General features: G+C 72.4%; 17 protein-coding genes. 8 read left to right on the forward strand and 9 right to left on the reverse strand.

The window, feature by feature from the left end; translation table 11 throughout:
- The first annotated feature begins 13 nt into the window (after positions 1-13).
- Positions 14-1,693 (forward strand): sensor histidine kinase, encoded by a 1,680-nt coding sequence (locus tag ACWCP2_RS02545; RefSeq protein WP_450906927.1) that lies wholly within the window; start codon positions 14-16, stop codon positions 1,691-1,693.
- A gap of 63 nt (positions 1,694-1,756) precedes the next feature.
- Here ACWCP2_RS02545 and ACWCP2_RS02550 read toward each other — a convergent pair whose 3' ends face one another.
- Positions 1,757-2,692: an HAD hydrolase family protein gene (locus ACWCP2_RS02550; protein WP_450906747.1), complete on the reverse strand. Its 936-nt coding sequence runs from the start codon at positions 2,690-2,692 to the stop codon at positions 1,757-1,759.
- A gap of 137 nt (positions 2,693-2,829) precedes the next feature.
- Between ACWCP2_RS02550 and ACWCP2_RS02555 the strand changes: the two genes are divergently transcribed.
- Together ACWCP2_RS02555 and lepB are read left to right on the forward strand one after the other, a co-directional pair.
- A complete protein-coding gene (locus ACWCP2_RS02555) occupies positions 2,830-3,009 on the forward strand; it encodes a hypothetical protein (protein WP_450906748.1) in 180 nt (59 codons plus the stop codon).
- Positions 3,010-3,110: 101 nt separating this feature from the next.
- Complete coding sequence (lepB, locus tag ACWCP2_RS02560; protein WP_450906749.1) at positions 3,111-3,896, forward strand: signal peptidase I; 786 nt, start codon at positions 3,111-3,113, stop codon at positions 3,894-3,896.
- Positions 3,897-3,955: 59 nt separating this feature from the next.
- On the opposite strand, the gene ACWCP2_RS02565 is transcribed toward lepB, so the two are convergent.
- The 4 genes from ACWCP2_RS02565 to ACWCP2_RS02580 all read right to left on the reverse strand — a co-directional run bounded on the left by ACWCP2_RS02565 (position 3,956) and on the right by ACWCP2_RS02580 (position 10,656).
- The gene (locus ACWCP2_RS02565) at positions 3,956-4,858 is read right to left on the reverse strand and encodes an LLM class flavin-dependent oxidoreductase (RefSeq protein WP_450906750.1); all 903 of its coding nucleotides are present in this window, start codon (positions 4,856-4,858) and stop codon (positions 3,956-3,958) included.
- A 108-nt stretch (positions 4,859-4,966) separates the two neighbouring features.
- Positions 4,967-8,035, reverse strand: a complete 3,069-nt coding sequence (locus ACWCP2_RS02570; RefSeq protein WP_450906751.1) for a tetratricopeptide repeat protein — start codon at positions 8,033-8,035, stop codon at positions 4,967-4,969.
- Positions 8,032-9,954 carry an HSP90 family protein gene (locus tag ACWCP2_RS02575; protein WP_450906752.1) on the reverse strand — a complete coding sequence of 641 codons (1,923 nt, stop codon included), beginning with the start codon at positions 9,952-9,954 and terminating at the stop codon, positions 8,032-8,034. The genes ACWCP2_RS02570 and ACWCP2_RS02575 overlap by 4 nt, the downstream gene beginning before the upstream one ends.
- A 162-nt stretch (positions 9,955-10,116) precedes the next feature.
- Positions 10,117-10,656, reverse strand: a complete 540-nt coding sequence (locus ACWCP2_RS02580; protein ID WP_450906753.1) for an RNA 2'-phosphotransferase — start codon at positions 10,654-10,656, stop codon at positions 10,117-10,119.
- Between the two features lie 135 nt (positions 10,657-10,791).
- On the opposite strand from ACWCP2_RS02580, the gene ACWCP2_RS02585 reads away from it, so the two are divergent.
- Positions 10,792-11,604 carry an aquaporin gene (locus tag ACWCP2_RS02585; protein WP_450906754.1) on the forward strand — a complete coding sequence of 271 codons (813 nt, stop codon included), beginning with the start codon at positions 10,792-10,794 and terminating at the stop codon, positions 11,602-11,604.
- Between the two features lie 105 nt (positions 11,605-11,709).
- Here the strand turns inward: ACWCP2_RS02585 and ACWCP2_RS02590 are convergent, their stop codons facing one another.
- From ACWCP2_RS02590 to ACWCP2_RS02605, 4 genes are all read right to left on the reverse strand, one after another.
- Positions 11,710-12,624, reverse strand: a complete 915-nt coding sequence (locus tag ACWCP2_RS02590) for a MerR family transcriptional regulator (protein WP_450906755.1) — start codon at positions 12,622-12,624, stop codon at positions 11,710-11,712.
- A 10-nt stretch (positions 12,625-12,634) separates the two neighbouring features.
- Positions 12,635-13,561, reverse strand: a complete 927-nt coding sequence (locus ACWCP2_RS02595; RefSeq protein WP_450906928.1) for a metal-dependent hydrolase — start codon at positions 13,559-13,561, stop codon at positions 12,635-12,637.
- A gap of 74 nt (positions 13,562-13,635) precedes the next feature.
- A complete protein-coding gene (locus tag ACWCP2_RS02600; RefSeq protein ID WP_450906929.1) occupies positions 13,636-15,408 on the reverse strand; it encodes an SDR family oxidoreductase in 1,773 nt (590 codons plus the stop codon).
- Between the two features lie 5 nt (positions 15,409-15,413).
- Positions 15,414-16,283, reverse strand: coding sequence for a M24 family metallopeptidase (locus ACWCP2_RS02605; protein WP_450906756.1), 870 nt, complete (start codon positions 16,281-16,283; stop codon positions 15,414-15,416).
- Between the two features lie 227 nt (positions 16,284-16,510).
- On the opposite strand from ACWCP2_RS02605, the gene ACWCP2_RS02610 reads away from it, so the two are divergent.
- From ACWCP2_RS02610 to ACWCP2_RS02625, 4 genes are read left to right on the forward strand one after another with little or no spacing between them, the layout of a single operon-like run.
- The gene (locus ACWCP2_RS02610; protein ID WP_450906757.1) at positions 16,511-17,548 is read left to right on the forward strand and encodes an ABC transporter ATP-binding protein; all 1,038 of its coding nucleotides are present in this window, start codon (positions 16,511-16,513) and stop codon (positions 17,546-17,548) included.
- Entirely contained in the window at positions 17,538-18,425 is an 888-nt protein-coding gene (locus ACWCP2_RS02615) for an ABC transporter permease subunit (protein ID WP_450906758.1), read from the forward strand. The genes ACWCP2_RS02610 and ACWCP2_RS02615 overlap by 11 nt, the downstream gene beginning before the upstream one ends.
- Positions 18,422-19,333: an ABC transporter ATP-binding protein gene (locus tag ACWCP2_RS02620; RefSeq protein WP_450906759.1), complete on the forward strand. Its 912-nt coding sequence runs from the start codon at positions 18,422-18,424 to the stop codon at positions 19,331-19,333. The genes ACWCP2_RS02615 and ACWCP2_RS02620 overlap by 4 nt, the downstream gene beginning before the upstream one ends.
- A 13-nt stretch (positions 19,334-19,346) precedes the next feature.
- Positions 19,347-20,066 (forward strand): ABC transporter permease, encoded by a 720-nt coding sequence (locus tag ACWCP2_RS02625; RefSeq protein WP_450906760.1) that lies wholly within the window; start codon positions 19,347-19,349, stop codon positions 20,064-20,066.
- The last annotated feature ends 70 nt before the right edge of the window (positions 20,067-20,136 follow it).

Here is a 20,136-nt window from a genome sequence, read left to right on the forward strand (position 1 = left end):
AACGCCCGACCCGATGGAGGCCGCGACCGCGGCCACCCGGAGTCTCCAGGGGCTGTCCACGGAGCTCACGGCCCGGGTGCCGCAGTTGCTGGAGGCCATGCGGTCGGTCGGCACCGGCCTCGAACTGCACTCCACGCTGGACCGGATCTGCGAGACGGCCGCCGAGCTCGCGGACGCCCGCTACGCCGCCATCGGCGTGGTCGACACCGAGGGCCGGGGGCTCTCGGACTTCGTCACCTTCGGGATCAGCGACTCGGTGGCGAGGAAGATCGGGCACCGCCCGGACGGCAAGCGCGGCCTGCTGGGCGCGCTGATCTCGAACCCGGACCCGGTGCACCTCGCCGACCTGACCAAGGACCCGCGCTCCTCGGGCTTCCCCGCCCATCACCCGCCGATGAAGACCTTCCTCGGAGTGCCGATCCGGGTCCAGGGAGAGATCTTCGGGAACCTCTACCTCGCGGAGAAGAACGGCGGCGGCGAGTTCAACGACTACGACGTCCACATGGTCCGGGTGCTGGCCACCGAGGCGGGCATCGCCATCGGCAACGCCCGGCTCTACGAGGCCGCCACCCAGCGGGAGCGCTGGATCGACGGGTCGGTCGCCGTCACCACGGCCCTGCTGTCGGGCGGGGACGCGGACGACGCGCTCGCGGTCGTCGCCGAGCAGGCCCGCCGCCTCGCCGATTCCGCCGCCGGGATCGTCATGCTGCCGGCCGAGGAGGGCGGCATGGAGATCGTCGCGGTCTCCGCCGAGAACCCGGCGACCTCCCTGGGCATCGTCATCCCGGCCGAGAGCCCGGTGGTGGCCCAGCTGCTGGCGGGCGAACCGGTCTTCGTGGACGACGCCTCCTCCGACCCGCGCATGATCAGCCGCCTGACCAGCCAGTACGGGGCCTGCATGATGCTTCCGCTGCAGAGCGGGGGCCGCGTGCTGGGAGCCCTCGTCACGCCGCGGGCGCGCGGAAAGCGGCCCTTCACCGAGGCGGAGCGGACCCTGGCCACCCAGTTCGCCTCGCAGGCGGCCCTCGCGCTGATGATGGCCGAGGCGCAGCGGGACCGGGAGCGCCTCGCGGTGTTCGAGGACCGCGACCGGATCGCCCGGGACCTCCACGACCTCGTCATCCAGCGGCTCTTCGCCACCGGGATGATGCTCGAAGGCGCCCAGCGCCGGTCGATCGTGCCCGAGGTCCGCGACGGCGTCGGCAAGGCCGTGGACGAGCTCGACGTGACGATCCAGGAGATCCGCACCGCGATCTTCGCGCTCCAGCAGGGACCGGCGGAGGCCCCCTCGGGTCTGCGCACCCGGGTACTGCGCGAGATCAACATGGCCGCCGTGCCGCTGGGCTTCAAGCCCGCGCACCGCTTCCTGGGACCGATCGACGCGGTCGTCGGCGAACTCGTCGGCAAGAACCTGATCGCCGCCCTGCGCGAGGCCCTGTCGAACGCGTTCCGGCACGCGGAGGCGTCCCGGATCGAGGTGGTGCTCGACTCCACCGTCAGCCTGGCCGACGGCCGGCCCGGGGTCCGGCTGGAGGTGGCCGACGACGGGGTGGGCATCCCGGAGGGCGGACGGCGCAGCGGGCTGCGGAACCTGCGCCGGCGGGCCGAATCGCTCGGCGGGTCCAGCTCGTACGGCCCCGGCCTCGGCGAGGAGGGCGGCGGGACCACCCTGGTGTGGGAGGCCCCGCTGTAGTCCCGTCCTGCTGTAGCCGCCCCCGGCCGGGGCATAGCCCCGCGGGAGCCAAGCCCTGCCGGGCTATGCCCCGGCGGGGGGCGTCCGGTCGGCCAGGATGCGCTCGATGACCAGGGCGACGCCGTCCTCGTTGTTGGCGACCGTACGGCCCGAGGCGGCCGCGATCACATCCGGATGGGCATTGCCCATCGCGTAGGAGGTGCCGGCCCAGCCGAGCATCTCCACATCGTTCGGCATGTCGCCGAAGGCGACCACCTCGGCGGGCGAGATGCCGCGCTCCGCACAGCACAGGGCCAGGGTGCTCGCCTTGGAGACACCCGGGCCGCTGATCTCCAGCAGGGAGGTCGGGCTGGAGCGGGTGATCGAGGCGTACGCGCCGGCGGCGGAGCGCGCCAGGGTCAGGAACTCGTCCGGAGCCAGCTCGGAGTGGTGCGCGAGCACCTTGAGCACGGGCGCCGCATCGTCGTCCGTGGTCTCGAGGAGCAGCGCCTCGGCGGTGGCGACATTGGCGCCCGGGTCCTGGAAGAACTGCGGGTACTGGGGCTCGTAGTTGATGCCGGTGGTCAGCTCGACGGCGAAGGAAGAACCGGGGGCGGCGGCCCGCAGGGCCTCCACCACCTTGAGCGCGGTGATCCGGGGCAGCGGCCTGACCTGCACGAACTCCCGGCCCGCGGGTTGCCGTTCGGAGGTGTGCCCGTCGGCGGCGTGCCGGTCCATGGCGTGCAGGTCGACGACGGCGGCGCCGTTCGCGCAGATGGCGAGGCCGTGGCCCTGAACGTGGTCGCTGACCACGCCCATCCACCGGGCCGGGCGTCCGGTCACGAAGAACACCGCGATGCCGGCCTCCTCGGCGGCGGCGAGTGCGGCGACGGTGCGCTCCGAGACGGATTTGTCGTCACGCAGCAGGGTGCCGTCGAGGTCGGTGGCGATGAGCCGGGTCGCGGGGGTTGGCCCGTCCGGGCGCTGGGGAGCCGAGGTCACGGCTCCATCTTCGCCCATGCCGGCGGTCGGCGATGTTTCACGTGAAACATCGCCACATGGTTGTCAGTGGGCGGTGGAAGGATCTCATCGCCGGTTCCGCTCCCCTTCGCGCTGCCGGCCCGGTGCCGGTTCCGACCACATCACTCGGGGGCGACGTGCTCATCCCTTCAGCCCGCACGCGGGACTGCGAAGCCTGCGGCGGCCCGCACGCCAAGTGGGTCGCGACCCTGGCGATGCTCCTGTGCACGGTGTGCGACCGGGAGGGCACCCACCACCCGGAGCGGGAACCGGTGCTGCTGGGCGAGGTCCTGCGCGTGCTGCTCTACGCGCCGTAGGTCCTCCGGCCGCGGCGGCGGGACCAACGGCGCCCTCCACCGGGAGGTATCGGGCGTAGGGTCCGTGGACACGGCGGAAATGCAACGAAGGCGGGGGCGGCATGGGGGACTTGGTGGGCGTGGCGCGATCCGACCGGGAGGGTCCCCAGGACGGGCCTGCGGGCGGGGCCGCACCGGCGGACGAGGCCGCACCTGCCGCGGGTCGCGGGCCGAAGCGCCGCCGCCCCTTCTGGATGGAGCTGCCGCTCCTCCTCGGTGTCGCCCTGGTACTGGCCTTTCTGATCAAGACGTTCCTGCTCCAGGCGTTCCTGATCCCCTCGGGCTCCATGCAGAACACCCTGCAGAAGGACGACCGGGTCCTGGTCGACAAGCTCACCCCGTGGTTCGGCTCGCAGCCCGCCCGGGGGGAGGTCGTGGTCTTCCGCGATCCCGGCGACTGGCTGGAGGGGCAGCCGGTGCAGGAACCGAATGTGGCCCAGAAGTTCCTGAGCACCATCGGGCTGATGCCCGCGGCGGGAGAGAACCACCTGATCAAACGGGTCATCGGCGTCGCCGGCGACACGGTCGAATGCGAGGGCACCGGACCGCTGAAGGTGAACGACAAGCCGCTCACCGAGCCGTACGTCTTCGAGGGGAACACCGCCTGCAGCACGGATGCGGACGGTCAGTTCAAGGTCACGGTGCCCAGCGGCCACATCTGGGTGATGGGCGACCACCGGCAGAGTTCGCAGGACTCCCGCTATCACCAGCGCGACCCCCGCGGCGGCATGGTGCCCGTGACGGACGTGGTGGGCCGTGCCGTGGTGCTCGCCTGGCCGGTGGACCGCTGGACGACCCTGCCCGTGCCGGACACCTTCGACCAGCCGGGTCTCGCTCCCACACCGTGACACCCGCAAGCGCCGGGGAGCGCCGGGGATCGCCCTGGCGTCCCCCGGCCTCCTCGTGGTCAGCCCAGCTGGGCGAGGGCCTCGGTGGCGATCTTCTCGAAGACGGTCTGGTCGGAGGCGAAGTCCGAATCGGGGATCGGCCAGTGGATGACGATCTCGGTGATGCCCAGCTCCCGGTGGGTACCCGCGAAGTCCACGAAGGCGTCGAGGGACTCCAGGGGGCGGCCCGGCTCCGGCGTGAAGCCGGTGAGGAGGATCTTGTCCAGCTCGGCCGCGTCCCGGCCGATCTCGGCGCAGGCCTTGCCGAGCCGCTGGATCTGGCCGCGGATGGCCTCCACCGACTGCTCCGGGGTGCCTTCCGCGAACAGCTTCGGATCGCCGGTGGTCACCCACGCCTGGCCGTGCCGGGCGGCGAGCTTCATGCCGCGCGGCCCCGTGGCGGCCACCGCGAAGGGCAGCCGGGGGCGCTGGACGCAGCCGGGGATGTTGCGGGCCTCGTCGGCGGAGTAGTGCGTGCCCCGGTGCGTGACGGAGTCCTCGGTGAGGAGGCGGTCCAGGAGAGGTACGAACTCCGCGAACCGGTCGGCGCGCTCGCGCGGGGTCCACGCCTCCTGGCCGAGGGCGGTGGCGTCGAAGCCGTTGCCGCCGGCCCCGATGCCGAGGGTGATCCGGCCGCCCGAGACGTCGTCCAGGGAGATCAGCTCCTTGGCGAGCGTCACGGGGTGCCGGAAGTTCGGCGAGGTGACGAGCGTGCCCAGGCGCAGGCGCTCCGTGGCCGCCGCGGCGGCCGTGAGCGTGGGCAGGGCGCCGAACCACGGGCCGTCCCGGAAGGTCCGCCAGGACAGGTGGTCGTAGGTGTACGCGGTGTGGAAGCCCAGCTCCTCGGCCCGCTGCCAGCGGTCACGGCCGCCCTCGTGCCAGCGGTTGACGGGAAGGATCACGGTGCTCAGGCGCAAGGTCATACCTGTGAGCCTACGACTGTCGGGCCGGGTCCTCGCGTGGCAGCCGATCCGCGCCGCTCGCTGCCGCCGCCGTCGCCCCGTACTCCGGGGCGACGGCAGGGCGCCGCCTCAGGACGAGGCGCGCAGCAGGTGCTCGGCGGTGCGTTCGGCGCTTTCCAGGAGCCACTCCGGGGCCACGCCCTCGGGCAGCGCGCGGACCTCGGCCGCCAGCGCCGAGACCCGGGCGGCGCCGTCCTCGGGCCGGCCCAGCTCGTGCTCGGTCCAGGCGGCGTTGTTCACGCACTGGAACCGGGCCTGCAGGTGCTCCGGGCCGAGCTCCGCGTGGAGGGCGGCGGCCCGCTCCCAGAGCACGATCTCCTCCAGCCGCAGCGCCTCCAGCTCCGCGGCGCCCAGCGGTTCGGGCGACCCCTCGTGCACCTCGTCCCCGTGCACCTCGCCCTCGTGCGCCGCGTCGTCCGCCTCCTCATCAGCCTCCTCGTCGGCGCGGACCCGGCGGTCGAGAACCTGGGCGAGCTGGTTCCAGGTCTCGGCGAGTTCGGCCCGTGCGTCGGGGGCCCCGGGGGCGTCGGGGGCCTGCGCCAGTGCGGCGGTCAGCACCCCGGCCGCCTCCTCCATCCGGGCCCGGGCCCCCGCGACCGCCGCGTCGGTGACCTCCTCGCGCAGCCCCAGCCAGGCCAGCGACCGCAGGATCCGCACCTCGGCGACCGGCGCGTCCTTCGACCGCCTGCGCAGGTCCAGGGCCCGCTCGTACGCGGCGACCGCCTCCGGCAGCAGCCGCGCCTCGGAGAGCTGATCGGCGGCGGCCTGGGCGAAGTTCGCCTGCGGGCGCGGGTCCTCCCAGTCCTCGGCGAGCTCCGCCGCCAGCAGGTACTGCTCGGCCGCGCCCCGGGGGTCGTGCAGTTCGCGCAGCAGGTCGCCCAGGAACTCCCGTACCGAGACGGCCTGGCCCTCACCGTGCTCCAGCAGGTCCGGCAGCGTCGACTGCAGCACCTCGGCCGCTTCGGCGGTACGGCCCTCGCGGGCGTGGCACCGGGCGAGCAGCAGCCGGGCCTGGGCGCCGCCGTCGGCGGTGAGCCCGGCCTGGTCGAACCAGTGCGCCGCCTCCAGAGCGTGCCGCGCGGCCTCCGCGTCGGCCTCGCCGCGCCCCAGCAGGATGTCCGCGAGGGTGAGCCGTACGACGCCCTGCGCCTCGGGGTCGGTCACCTCGGCGGCATGCGCCAGCCCGGCGCGGGCCGACTCCTCCGCCTCCGCCGCGCGGTCCAGCGACATCAGCACGCCGGCCCGCAGCACGAGCGGATCCACGGCGAGCCACGGCCGGCCCGAGGCCACCGACCGGCCGGCGGATCCGGCGAGCAGGGCCACGGCACGTTCCGGGTCGCCCTGCGAGAGGGCGAGCCGGCCCTGCATCTCCTCGGCCTCCGCCGCCAGGTCGGGCAGGGCGGCGGCGTAGGCATCGGCGAAGGCGGCCAGCTCGCCGTGCCCGTGCCCCGCGGCGTGGCCGTTCCCGTGATCGTGGCCGTGGCCCTCACCGTCACCGTGCCCGTGTTCGGCCTCGGAGGCCTCGACCGAGCGCAGGTACGACTCCACCCGGATCCCGGTCAGTTCCGCGAGGGCGATCCGCCGGGTCCGCAGCGGCTCGGTCGCGTCCAGCGCCTCGGCGGCGCGCAGGGCGACGGCCAGCAGGGCGCGCAGTTCCCCCGCCGCGGTGCCCGACTGCGCGGCCACGGTCGCCAGCCGCAGCTCGGCGAGGGCCGCCCGCTCCGCGAGCCCCAGCTCCCGGTACCGCTCGCGTACGCCGGCCAGCAGTTCGGGCGCGTTCGCGGCGCCGGCCCGGGCGGCCGCCAGGGCCCGGTGGTCCGCCACGTCGGCGGCGGCCAGCGGATCGGATCCGTCCGCCGCCTCGGGGCGCAGGGCCACCTCCTCCCAGAGGGCGTCCGCGCCGGGGTGCCCGAGGTCGCGTGCGGCCCGGGCCCGTGCCACGAGTTCCGCGAAGCCCTCGGCCGGGGCCGCCGTGGGGACGGGGGCCGGGGCCGGGGCGGGGTTCGGCCGCGGGAGCGCCGCGAGCGCGGAGCTCCGTACGCCCAGCGGCAGGGACGCCGTCAGCGGGGCCGCGCCGATCCGCGCGAGGAACCGCTCCGAGACCCGGGTGGAGCCGTTGCGCGCGTCGAACCGGCGGGCGATGCCGAGGGAGCCCGCGCGCAGGGCCTCGTACAGCTCGGTCACGGTGCGCGGGGTGCCCTCGTAGGGGACGGCGGGGCTCCGGCCGTGGCCCAGCTCCGTCAGCCGGCGCAGCAGGACGAGGATCCCGCCGTGGAAGGCCAGCTGGTCGGAGAGGTTGGCGAGCGGGGCCACGTGCGCCGCGTGCTCGGCGAGGATCTCCAGACCGCGGGACTCGTTCCCGGTGAGCGCGCAGAACTCGATGTGCCGCCCCACCGAGGGCAGCAGGCTCTCCTTGTCCCGGGCCAGCCGGTATCCGCGCAGATGCGCCGAGCGGGCCTCGTCGAACCGGCCGAGCCGCACCAGCGGCAGCAGCGAGGTGGCCAGGACGCGGTGGGGTTCCTCGGCGCAGGTCTGCTCGCCGGACAGCACCGGCTGCCAGACCTCCAGGGCCTCGGTGTCGTCACCGCGCAGCATGGCGTACTGGCCCTGGCTGTTGAGTTCGCAGGCGTGGCAGTCGCTCATGTCGTCGCGGTCGGCGGCCTGCCAGCGGGCGTACGCGCGTGCGGCCCGCTCGTCGTCGCCGATCCCGTCGGCGAACCACAGCTCGGCCTCGCGCACGGGGCGCTCGCCGTAGCCGGCGATGCGGTAGCGGCGCTCCATCTCGTCCAGCCAGCCGGCGGCCGACTCCAGCGGGATCTCCGGCGAGTTGCCGATGGCGCCGGCGATCCACTTGAACTGCCAGAACAGCGAGTGGGCGTCCCACTCGTCGAAGGCGCCGGGGTCCTTGTCGTACTCCTGGAGCAGCCGGGCGAAGGGGACGAGCATCTTCGGCGACTCGGAGCTGTACAGGTAGGCGTTGATCAGGTTGTCCAGCGCCGCACGGAACAGCGGGCGGTCCCCGGTCGCTTCGGCGGCGGTGGACAGGGCCTCGGCGTGCGCGTTGCGCGCGGTCCCGCCCGGAGCCTGGCGGTTCTCGGCCAGCGCGCGCTCGATCTCCTCGCGCGTCATCGTGCTCACTTCTGCTCCTCCTGGGTGCCGGTGGTGTCCGTGCCGTCGGTGCTGCCGGTGCCGTCGGTGCTGCCGGTGCTGTGCGTGGAGTTCGCGCCGTCCGTGCCGCCGGCCGGGTGCGTCGCCCATTCCAGGAGTCCGAGGAAGGCCCGGTTGAGCAGGGTGGTGTCGGCCGCGCGCAGTGGCCGCTGCGACCTCAGCAGGGCCTGGCCGTACAGCGATTCGACGGCCGTGGCGGTCAGGGCCTCGTCGGGGAGGGCGGCGATCCGGCGGACGAGCGGGTTGTTGTGGTTGAGCACGAGGCGGGCGCGCGGGGCGGAGCCGCGCAGCGAACCGAGGATGCCGCTCCACAGCGAGTCGGCGGTTTCGAGGGCGGCGGTGCGGTCCCGCTCCTGACGGGCCTGGCGGTCGTCGAGGTAGAGCGCGGGGACGGCGGCGGGCTGGAAGGCGCGCAGGACGACGTCGCAGCTCTGGGGTTCCAGCCGGGTGCGGGCGGTGGCCAGGAAGGGGGCCAGGGCCAGTTCGGCGGAGGTCGGTACCGGATCGAGCCGTTCGGTGACCGCTCCCGCGTCGAGCTCGGTGACCTTGAGTTCCGGCCGTACGGAGGGCAGCAGGGCCAGCAGGTCGGCGTCGTAGGTGTAGCCGGCGTTGATGACTCCGAGCCCGTGGGCCGCCGCGATCGGGGCGATCTGGCGGAACTCCTCCACGGTCCGGGTGAAGTGGATCTCGGTGTGCGCGGAGCTGAACTCCTCCAGGTTCATCGAACCGTCGCTGGTCTCGAACGGGAGCCAGGGCAGCATCAGGCCGAGCAGCTCGGCATCGTGCCGGGCGAGGGACTTCACCCCGAGGTGGTGGACGGCCAGGAAGGCGGCCAGCCGGTCGGGTTCCGCCGTGGCGAGCTCGGCGAGCCAGGCGCGGACGCGGGCGCCGAGGGCCTCGCGGACGGCGGCCAGGGTCTCGTCGTCGTACAGGTTCTCGCGGGAGGCGGTGGGCCGCAGGGTGTCGGTGTCGAGGACGGCGCGGACGAAGAACGCCCAGTCGGGCAGCAGGTTGTCGGCCTTGTCGGTCAGCAGCATGCCCTTGAGGTGGACGCGGTGTCCGGACCGGTGGGCGGGACTGGTCGGCTCGGGCAGGACGTACGCGACCCCGCGCACTCCGGCCACGGGCAGGTCGAGGTCGATGCTGTCGAGCGGGGTGAAACCGAAGAGCTGCGCGCAGTGCCCGGCGAGCGCGACGCGGCGGGCCGCGGGGGTGGGGAAGGGCCGGTCCCAGACGGCCGGCCGGTCGGTGACCGGGCGGGGTCCGGAGGCGGAGCCGTCGTCGAAGGTGATGTCGTAGGGCAGCAGGGAGCCGTAGTCGCGGGCCAGCTGTTCGACCTTGGCCGGGATGGTCCACTCCTCGGCGCCGGGGCGCGCCTCCAGGACGACGGTGGTGCCGGGCTCCGGGCGGGCTTCGGAGGGGAGTTCGCGGACGGTGTAGGAGCCGTCGTCCGTGGCCAGCCATTCGACGGGCGCGGCCAGCGGATCGCGGGCGGACCGGGTGATCACGCGGATCTCGCGGGCGACGACGAAGCAGGCGAGCAGGCCGATGCCGAACTGGCCGAGGAACTCCTGGCGGGTGGTTTCCAGTCCGTGCGGGCCGCCGCGCTTGGAGCTGCGTCCGATGGTGGCGAGGAGGGAGTGGGCCTCGTCGGCGGTCAGGCCGATGCCGCTGTCCTCGATGGTCACCCGGTTCCCGGTCGCCGACAGCCGGATGCGGATCGCGGCGGCGGGGTCCAGGGCGTGGCGTGCGGTGACGGCGTCGACGGCGTTCTGGAGGAGCTCGCGGACGTACACGCGGGGGCTGGAGTAGAGGTGGTGGGAGAGCAGGTCGACCAGGCCGCGCAGATCGACCTGGAAGGTGTTCGGATGCGGCTCTTCGGACATCATGGGGTGTCACCTCGCGTGCAGGTAAGGGGTGTTCGGCGACCGCGAGGTACCCCCCTCACAGATCCCGGAGTGAGGAACAGCGTAGGGGGATGATCTGACAATCCCTCCGTGAATTCCGGGCCCGAGGGGCTCCTTCGAAGATCCTTCCGTGGATCCTTCCGTTTATTGGAAGCGAAGGAATTGCGGCGGCACTGAGTCCGCCAGCCACACTCCATTGGCGCTGATCCGAAAGACGTGGCCCGCGGCGCGCATCGCCCCCGCGTCGACGGCCAGGACGACCGGCCGGCCGCGCCGTGCGCCGACGCGGGTCGCGGTCTCCCGGTCCGGGGAGAGGTGGACGTGGTGGCGGGCCATCGGGCGCAGTCCCTCGGCGCGGATCGCGTCCAGGGCGGCCGCGACGGTGCCGTGGTAGAGGTACGCCGGCGGTTCGGCCTCCGGCAGGCCGAGGTCCACGGGGACGGTGTGCCCCTGACTGGCGCGGATCCGGCTGCCGTCGACGGCGAAGCGCTGCTTGTCGTTGGCGGCGACCACGTGGTCGAGCTCGGTCCGGCTGATGGGGAAGCCGTGGGCGGCGGTGGCACTCAGGAGATCGTCGATCTCCACCCAGCCCTGCGGGTCGAGCACCAGTCCGATGCGTTCCGGCTGATGACGGAGGTGTTTCGAGACGTATTTGGACACCTTGACGGTGCGCTTGTCATCCATTCGCCCAGCGTGACGGCTCGGCCGGGTCCGGCGCAGCGATTTTTCGCCCTTCTCCCGAACCTGGACTCCCTCTATCGCGTTTCCAAGATACGGAATACATTTTCCGCTGAACTGCCACTCAAGGGGAAGAAAAGTATGACAAACAGTGCGTCTCTGTTGCGGCGTGCGACCGCCGAGCTCGTCGGCACCGCCGCCCTCCTCGTGGTCGTCATCGGATCGGGAATCCAGGCCGCGGCACTCACCTCCGACACGGGCGTCGCCCTGGTCGCCAACTCGCTCGCCTCGGCCATCGGGCTCGGGCTGATCATCACGCTCTTCGGGCCGCTCTCCGGCGCCCACCTCAACCCGGTGGTCACCCTCACGGACTGGTGGGGGCGGCGCGGCGGCGGCGAAGGGGTCGAAGGCCGGGAAGCCCTGGTCTACGTCGCGGCGCAGACCGCCGGGGCCATAGGCGGCGCGGTCCTCGCGGAAGCGATGTTCGGCCGCGTCCCCGGAACCTTCTCCACCCAGGTCCGCGACGGCGGACACCTGCTCATCGGGGAGGTCGTGGCCACCGCCGGGCTGGTCCTGGTCATCCAGGGCCTCGGCCGCATCGGCCGGCCGAAGCTGATCCCGGCCGCGGTCGCCGCCTACATCGCCGCCGCGATCTGGTTCACCTCCTCCGGTTCCTTCGCGAACCCGGCCGGCACCATCGGGCGCAGCTTCAGCGACTCCTTCACCGGTATCGCACCGCAGTCGCTGCCGGGGTTCGTCGCCGCACAGCTCGTCGGGGGGATCCTCGGCCTGGTCCTCGCGGCCGTGCTCTACGGGAGCACCCGCCGGGCGGCCGCCGACACGGCCGACGCGGTCGTCACCACGGGCCGGGTCGTCGCCGCGGCTCCCGCTGCCGGCTCCGTCCCGGTGGCCGAAACCAGCACGCCGGGAGCGGCGTTCCAGGCCGTCGTCTGACCTTCCGGTACGAGTTCCCCACAGGTCGGCCGGACTTGTCCACAGCCCTTTGGCCCGGTTTCGACGGCAAAAGCGTGATCCGGCCTGTGGACTACTGAGCGAGCACTACCGGCCGCCGCGACTGGCCAGATCGTTCATCGTCCGGGCCTGCAACTCCCGCTCCGTGGCGGCCCGGACGAACTCCGCCACATGGTCGGGCCCCACCAGCTCCTGCACCGCCCGCACGGTCGCCGCCGGCAGTGCCACCGGGGCCGGCCCCGACGGCTGGGTGCTTCCGAGGGCCCCGAGGTGTTGCTGCAGGTGCCGGGTCGCGAAGAGGCGCATCGCCCGGGCCAGTTCCGCGTCCACCGTCTGCTGGGCCAGCGGCCGCAGTCTGCGCACCATCGTCGCCGCTTCGGCCGCGTCGGAGTCCGTGGGGGGCACGGCCCCCAGGTACCGGGCGAAGACGTGCTCCGTGGTGAACTCCAGGAACCGCGAGGCGATGAGTTCCACCTGCCCGCGCAGCTCCCGCAGATGACCGGTGATCGCGGGCAGCGGGACCCCCGCGGCATACAGCTCGGCCGCCACGGACAGCTCCTGCGGGGACGGCACGAGGAACTGGTCGGGGCGTCCCGGGATCCGCTCCAGCACGCCCAGTTCGCAGGCCTCGCCGACCGCCTCGTCGTCGGGCTTCCCGCCGAACCGTTCGTTCAGCTCGTCCCGGCTGATCCGGGCCGCCTCCTCGTCCGTCCACGGCCCGTGCACCTCGGCCACCAGCCCGAGGACCCCGCCGAGCCCGCGGCCCGCGTCCCAGGCCTCCAGGAGTTCCTTGATGGAGGCCAGGGTGTACCCGCGGTCGAGCAGGTCGGCGATCTGGCGCAGCCGCGCCAGATGCGTGTCCCGGTAGACGTTGGAACGGCCTCGCCGCTCCGGCTTCGGCAGCAGACCGCGGTCCTGGTACGCCCGGATCGTGCGGACGGTCGCACCGCTGTGGTGCGCCAGATCCTCGATCCGGTACTCGGCTACTGCCTGCTCGGACAATCCCGGCTCCCTACGACATGGCGGCTCGGCCGACCGCGCCCACAGCTGACCGGGCGGCAGGTGAAGCCGCGAGGTACTCGACCGCCCTGCGCAGCGAGCCCTCCTGCGAGGGATGGTACGACCGCCGCAGGTAGCGGGGTATGGCCGTGCCGAGCTCTCTCCAAGTCGGCAGCAGACCCTTGGCCACGGCCCGCTGGTGCTCGCGCAGCGAATAGCGGGTCCGTCCGCGCAGTTCGGGGTCGTTGCGCAGGAGGTACGAGGCCCCGGCGATCCACAGCCAGCCCATCACCGGCGCGACCACGAGCATGCCCCCGACGCGGCGGGCGTAGCGGGGCAGGCCCGCGCCGCCGCAGTGCTGGTACATGTCGAAGGCGACCGAGCGGTGCTCCACCTCCTCCGCACCGTGCCAGCGCAGCAGGTCGAGCATGATCTCGTCCGCTCCGGCCGCGTCCAGCCCCTCGGCGCCGAGCACCCAGTCCCCGAGGACGGCCGTGAACTGCTCGATCGCGGCGACCAGCGAGAGCCGGAAGCGCAGCCACTCCTGCGCCGTGACGGGGGCACCGAACGGCGGGGTCTCCCCCAGCAGCCTCTCGAAGAGGAAGTCCACGTACTTCGTGTACGCCTCGGTGGGCAGCCGCTGTTCGGCGAGGTGGTCCAGGACGCAGGAGTGCTGCACGCTGTGCGTGGCCTCCTGGCCCATGAACCCCTTCACGTCGCCGCGCAGCTTCGGGTCCGTGATCAGGGGAAGGCCCTCTTTGAAGACCTTCACGAACCACCGCTCACCGGCCGGCAGCAGCAGGTGCAGCACGTTGATGACGTGGGTGGCGGTGGGCTCGTCCGGTATCCAGTGCAGAGGGGTGGTCTTCCAGTCGAAGGCCACCCGGCGCGGCGCGATCGCGTACCGGGCGGGCCTGCCCACGTCCGCCGCCCCGCCCACCCCCGCGCCCGCGCCCGCCGCCGCCCCCGCGCCTGCCGCCGCGCTCGCGCCCGCGCCCGCGCCCGCCGCCCCGCTCACAGCTTGGGCTCCAGTTTCGCGAACCGCCGCAGGGTCCCCGGCGCGAACCGGGACATCCACAGGGCCCCCTTGGACTCGGGAGTCACCGGCACCACGGCCTGGTTCTTCACGACCGCGAGCAGGATCGCGTCCGCGACCTTCTCCGGCGGGAAGTTGCGCAGCCCGTAGAGGCGCGAGGACTTCTGCTGGCGCCGCTTCTCCTCGGCCTCGTCCACTCCGGCGAAGCGGGAGGTGGCGGTGATGTTGGTGTTGACGATGCCGGGGCAGATCGCCGACACCCCGATCGACTTCGAGGCCAGCTCCGCCCGCAGGCACTCGCTGAGCATCAGCACCGCCGCCTTGGAGGTGCTGTACGCGGGCAGCGTCTTGGACGGCAGGTAGGCGGCGGCGGAGGCGGTGTTGACGATGTGCCCGCCCTGACCGCGCTCGGCCATCTGCTTGCCGAAGAGCCGGCAGCCGTGGATGACGCCCCACAGGTTGACGTCGAGGACCTTCTTCCAGTCCTCGGCGGTCGTGTCCAGGAACGGGCCCGACAGCCCGATCCCGGCGTTGTTGACCAGGACGTCCACGATCCCGTACTCGGAGGCGACCTTCGCGGCGAGCTTCTCCATGGCCTGCTCGTCGCTGACGTCGACGCACTCCCCCCAGGCCTGCGGCGCGCCGACCAGCCGCGCCATGTCGGCGGTACGGGCGGCGCCCTCGGCGTCCCGGTCCACGCACACCACGCGCGCGCCGGCCTCGGCGAACGCGAAGGCCGTGGCCCGGCCGATGCCGCTGGCGGCTCCCGTGACCAGGACCAGCTGCCCGCCGAACCGGTCGGCGTACCGGCCCGGGGCCCTCTGCTCCGGCGCCCGCGCGGCGGGCTCCTCCCGGGAGGTGACGAACTCGGTGATCCATGCGGCCAGCTGGTCGGGCCGGGTCCGCGGCACCCAGTGCTTGGCCGGCAGGGTGCGGCGCAGCAGATCGGGGGCCCACAGCTCCAGTTCGTCGTAGAGCCGCTCGGAGAGGAAGGCGTCCCCGGTGGGGGTGATCAGCTGCACCGGTACGTGGGCGTACGCGTCGGCGCGCGGCCGGCGCATCCGGGGCCGGACGTTGTCCCGGTAGAGCCAGGCACCGTGCGCGGCATCGGAGGGCAGGGAGGCCGTCGGGTAGTTCCCGGCCGGGACCTGTTCCAGCCGCTCCAGCATCTTCGGCCAGCGCTTGCCGAGCGGCCCGCGCCAGGCGAGCTCCGGCAGCACGGGGGTGTGCAGCATGTACACGTACCAGGACTTGGCGCCCTGGTTCAGCAGCTGGGCCGCCCGGCGCGGGGTGGGCCGGGCCATCCGCTTCTTGATCCAGTGCCCGAAGTGGTCCAGGGAGGGCCCCGACATGGAGGTGAAGGAGGCGATCCGGCCCTCGGTCCGGGCGACCGTCGCGAACTCCCAGCCCTGTACGGAACCCCAGTCGTGGCCGACCAGGTGCACCGGGCGGTCCGGGCTGACCGCGTCTATGACCGCGAGGAAGTCGTCCGTCAGCTTCTCCAGGGTGAACCCGCCGCGCAGCGGCTGCGGCGCGGTCGAGCGCCCGTGTCCCCGTACGTCGTAGAGCACGACGTGGAACCGGGAGGCCAGCTGCTCGGCGACCTGCGACCAGACCTCCTTGCTGTCCGGGTATCCGTGCACCAGGACCACGGTCGGCCGGTCCGCGTCGCCCAGCTCGACGACGCACAGCTCCACCCCGCCGGTGCTCACCCAGCGCTCGCGCGCGCCCGCCAGGCCCGCGTCCGTCATTGCGCTCATGCCGCCTTCTCCTCAGCCCAGCGCCGCACGTGCGGCAGATCGTCGTCCAGCCAGTACGCGCTCTCTTCGGGGTCCCGGGAGTCGGTGACGACCAGGATCTCCTCGAACTTCGCGCCGGTGCCCCGGAAGCCCAGGTGCGGTTCCACCGCCCACAGACCGGGCTGCGGCGGGTGGTCGGAGAAGCGGTACGGGCTCCACAGCGGGGACCAGCCCTCGCGGTGGCCGCGCAGGGCGTCGGAGGCCAGCCCCTTCAGGGCCTGGGTGCCGAACCCGAACGCGGTCGGTGCCCAGCTCCGCTCCTTGACCCGGTCTATCTTGTGCGCGATGACACCGAAGGGGTAGGCCCGGTGCCGGTTCGCGTACCCCTGGGAGATCATCAGCCGCTCCACCTCCTCGTAGATGTCGCGCAGGGAGCGGCGCTCGCGGACCTGGTCGAGGATCAGCGCGCGGTGCGCCCGCAGGTCGGACATGAGCCGGTCCTGCACCGGGTTGAGGCCGAGGCTGCCCGAGTACCCGATATCGGCGGTGTGGCCCTTGTAGACCGGGGCCATGTCGAGGATGAACGGCATCCCCGGCTCCAGGGCCCGGTTCGTCGGGAAGAACTGCAGGGGGATCTTGAAGCCGGTGAAGGCGGTCCGGTCCCCGAACCACGCGAACGGCATGTGGAACCAGTCCCGCACCCCGCGCTCGCGCAGCCAGTCGCGCTGCATCCGCGCGGCCTCGCGCTCGGTCACGCCGGGACGCAGCTGCGCCGCGACCGCCTCTGCGCACTCGTAGGAGAGGCGCTGCACCTCTTTGAACCCGCGCAGTTCGGCGGAGAGTTCCGTGGTGCGTCGCTTCGTGCGTTGCCTGGTGTCCCCAGCCATGCCAGCCGTCCGTCCATGTAGCCGTACGCGCCCGTAACTTGACACTGATGAATGTGACAATGACCGGAGATCACGTCAAGGCCCGTGCACGGACCTGTGGACAAACTTGTCCGGTACGCATCAGCCTCACGTCAGCCTTATGTCGGGGTCCGTAGTCCTGAAGGCGGAGAAAGGATCGAGCTCCAGGTCTGACGATCCGGGCCCGGCGCGCCACTAACGTCGTTCACGTGACTGTCATCGCGACCGAAAGCCTGAGCAAGCGGTACCCCCGAGTGACCGCCCTCGACCGGCTCTCCCTGGACATCGGACCCGGAGTTACCGGGCTCGTGGGCGCCAACGGAGCCGGCAAGTCCACGCTGATCAAGATTCTGCTGGGACTGTCCCCCGCCACCGAGGGCACCGCCGCCGTGCTCGGACTCGACGTAGCCACCCATGGCAGCGCGATCCGCGAGCGCGTCGGCTACATGCCCGAACACGACTGCCTGCCCCCCGACGTCTCGGCCACCGAGTTCGTCGTGCACATGGCGCGCATGTCGGGGCTCCCGCCGACCGCCGCCCGTGAGCGCACCGCGGACACCCTGCGCCACGTCGGGCTGTACGAGGAGCGCTACCGCCCCATCGGCGGCTACTCCACCGGCATGAAGCAGCGCGTCAAGCTCGCCCAGGCGCTGGTCCACGACCCGCAGCTGGTGCTCCTCGACGAGCCCACCAACGGCCTCGACCCGGTCGGCCGCGACGAGATGCTGGGCCTGATCCGACGCGTCTACACCGACTTCGGCATCTCGGTCCTGGTCACCTCCCACCTCCTCGGTGAGCTGGAGCGGACCTGCGACCACGTCGTGGTCGTCGACGGCGGCAAGCTGCTGCGCTCCAGCTCCACCAGCGACTTCACCCAGACCACCACGACCCTCGCGGTCGAGGTCACCGACTCCGACGCCCACCCGGACGGCACCGCCGCCCTGCGCAAGGCGCTCACCGAGGCCGGACTGACCCTGCACGCGGGCGAGGAGGAGGGCCTGCCCGGAGCCGGCCACATCCTCCTCGTGGAAGCCACCGGCGAGGCCACGTACGACACCGTCCGCGACACGGTGGCCGACCTCGGCATCGGGCTGGTCCGCATGGAACAGCGCCGCCACCACATCGCGGAGGTCTTCCGCGACAGCGACGCGGCGGCCGCCCGGTCCGAGCAGTTCGCAGCCCAGTCCGCCCAGGCCGCCGCCTGGGCCGCCACCCAGCAGAAGGGAGCCGGTTCCGATGGCGCCTGACACCTCGACCCAGATCCACAACATCGGCTACCGGTCCTACGACGGCCCCCGGCTCGGCCGCTCCTACGCCCGCACGTCGCTCTTCGCGCAGTCCCTGCGCGGCGCCTACGGACTCGGCCGCTCGGCCAAGTCGAAGGTGCTGCCGATGCTGCTCTTCGCGGTGATGTGCGTGCCCGCGCTGATCCTCGTCGCGGTCGCCATCACGGTGCCCGGCTCCACCGCGCTGCCGATCAAGTACACGACGTACGCGATGACCACCCAGGTGATCGTCTACCTCTACCTGGCCTCCCAGGCGCCGCAGTCCGTCTCGCGCGACCTGCGCTTCAAGACGGTGCCGCTCTACTTCTCGCGGCCCATCGAGCGCGTCGACTACGTCCTGGCCAAGTTCGCGGCCATGGCCTCGGCCCTGTTCGTCCTCACGGCCACCCCGCTGCTGATCATGTGGATCGGCTCGCTCCTGGCGAAGTTCGACTTCGCCGACCAGACCAAGGGATTCGGGCAGGCACTGGTGTCGGTACTGCTTCTGTCGCTGCTCTTCTCCGGCCTCGGCCTGGTCATGGCCGCGCTCACCCCGCGCCGCGGCTTCGGCGTCGCCGCCATCATCGCGGTGCTCCTGATCCCCTACGGCGCCGTGTCGGTCGTCCAGGCCATCGCCTACGAGACGGGCTCGACCGGGGTCATCGAATGGCTGGGCCTGTTCTCCCCGATGAGCCTGATCGACGGCCTGCAGACCGCCTTCCTCGGCGCCGACTCCGGGTTCCCCGGCAGCGAGGGCCCCGGAACCGCCGCCGGCTTCGTCTACCTGCTCGTCATCCTCGGCCTCATCGCCGGCTCCTACGCCGCCCTGATGGCCCGCTACCGGAAGGCCGGGCTGTGACCATCATCGACATCGACCACACCTCCCGCTGGTTCGGGAACGTCGTCGCCGTCAACGACGTGACCATGCGCATCGGTCCCGGAGTCACCGGCCTGCTCGGCCCCAACGGCGCCGGCAAGTCCACCCTCATCAACATGATGGGCGGCTTCCTCGCCCCCTCCACGGGCACCGTCACCCTCGACGGCACCCCGATCTGGCAGAACGAGCAGGTCTACAAGCAGATCGGCGTCGTGCCCGAGCGCGAGGCCATGTACGACTTCCTCACCGGCAAGGAGTTCGTCGTCGCCAACGCCGAACTGCACGGTCTCGACGAGGCGGCAGCCCAGCGGGCGCTGGCCACGGTCGAGATGGAGTACGCCCAGGACCGCAAGATCTCGACGTACTCCAAGGGCATGCGCCAGCGCGTCAAGATGGCCTCCGCCCTGGTCCACGACCCCTCGGTGCTCCTGCTCGACGAGCCGTTCAACGGCATGGACCCGCGCCAGCGCATGCAGCTCATGGAGCTGCTGCGGCGCATGGGCGACGACGGGCGCACCGTGCTCTTCTCCAGCCACATCCTGGAGGAGGTCGAACAGCTCGCCTCCCACATCGAGGTGGTCGTCGCCGGCCGGCACGCCGCCTCCGGCGACTTCCGCAAGATCCGCCGCCTGATGACGGACCGCCCGCACCGCTACCTCGTCCGCTCCTCCGACGACCGGGCCCTCGCCGCGGCCCTGATCGCCGACCCGTCCACCGCCGGGATCGAGGTGGACCTCAAGGAGGGCGCCCTGCGCATCCAGGCCGTCGACTTCGGGCGCTTCACCGAGCTGCTGCCGCGGGTCGCCCGCGAGCACGGCATCCGGCTGCTGACGGTCTCGCCCTCCGACGAGTCCCTCGAGTCGGTCTTCTCCTACCTCGTCGCGGCCTGAAGGAGCTGGCACCATGTACAACCCCACCGTTGCCCGGCTCACCTACCGGGCCCTGCTCGGCCGCCGCCGCGCACTGATCCTGTGTGCGCTGCCCGTCCTGCTGATCGCCATCTCCATCGCCGTGCGCGCCTTCGCGGGGGTCGACGACAAGGTCGCCGCCGATCTCCTCGGCGGATTCGCCCTGGCCACCATGGTCCCGCTGATCGGCGTCATCGCCGGCACCGGCGCCATCGGCCCGGAGATCGACGACGGCTCGATCGTCTACCTGCTCTCGAAGCCGGTGAAGCGCCCGACGATCATCCTGACGAAGCTGACCGTCGCGATCGCCGTGACCATGGTCTTCTCCGCGATCCCCACCCTGATCGCCGGCTACATCCTCAACGGCAACGGCCAGCAGATCGCCGTCGCCTACACCATTGCCGCGCTCGTGGCCTCGGTCGCCTACAGCGCCCTGTTCCTGCTGCTGGGCACCGTCAGCCGGCACGCCGTCGTCTTCGGCCTGGTCTACGCCCTGATCTGGGAGTCGCTCTTCGGCAGCCTGGTCGACGGAGCCAAGACCCTCAGCGTCCAGCAGTGGTCGCTGGCCCTCGCGCAGAAGGTCGCCGGTGAGGGCTACGTGGACGCCACCGTCGGGCTGCCCACCGCGGTGATCCTGCTCGTCACGGTCACCGTCGGCGCCACCTTCTACGCCGGCCAGAAGCTCCGCCGCCTGTCCCTGGCGGGCGAGGAGTAGGACCCGCGCACCGGCGTCCCCGCGACGCCGGCAGCGGATGTTTCACGTGAAACAGTGCCCCGCCCGGCCC

The organism is Streptomyces sp. NPDC002104 (assembly GCF_053593795.1).